The organism is Leucobacter sp. M11, from assembly GCF_035726885.1.
In the GTDB taxonomy this organism is placed as follows: Bacteria; Actinomycetota; Actinomycetes; order Actinomycetales; family Microbacteriaceae; genus JAPFRB01.
In genome coordinates this window covers 1-279 of record NZ_JAPFRB010000016.1, presented here as the reverse complement: position 1 = coordinate 279, position 279 = coordinate 1, and the positions used below count along the sequence as shown (strand labels likewise).

1 protein-coding gene is annotated in these 279 nt (G+C 70.6%); it reads left to right on the top strand.

Going from position 1 to position 279, the window contains the following annotated elements:
* Nucleotides 1–254: hypothetical protein (locus OOT08_RS18820; protein WP_325094433.1), on the top strand; the 254-nt coding region annotated here is incomplete at its 5' end.
* Between the last annotated feature and the right edge of the window lie 25 nt (nucleotides 255–279).

Genomic DNA, 279 nt, shown 5'->3' with positions numbered 1-279 from the left:
ACCGGGGCGAGCTGTACGACATCGGTTTCGACAAGCCCGAGGCGCATGTGGTGGCGAAGGGCGCGACCCTGCACTACGCGTTCTACGCCGGGCGGTGGGACGGGACGGTCGAGCTGCGTGGCCTGGGCCGCGGCAGGTACCGCCTGACCGACCCGTTCAACGGCACCTCTCTCGGAACCGTCGACGCCCGGCACAACACCGTGGAGCTGGCCTTCGAGCGGTTCCAGCTCATCGTGGCCGAGCACATCGGCTGATCAGGGCCGGCGCGCGCCGGTCCCG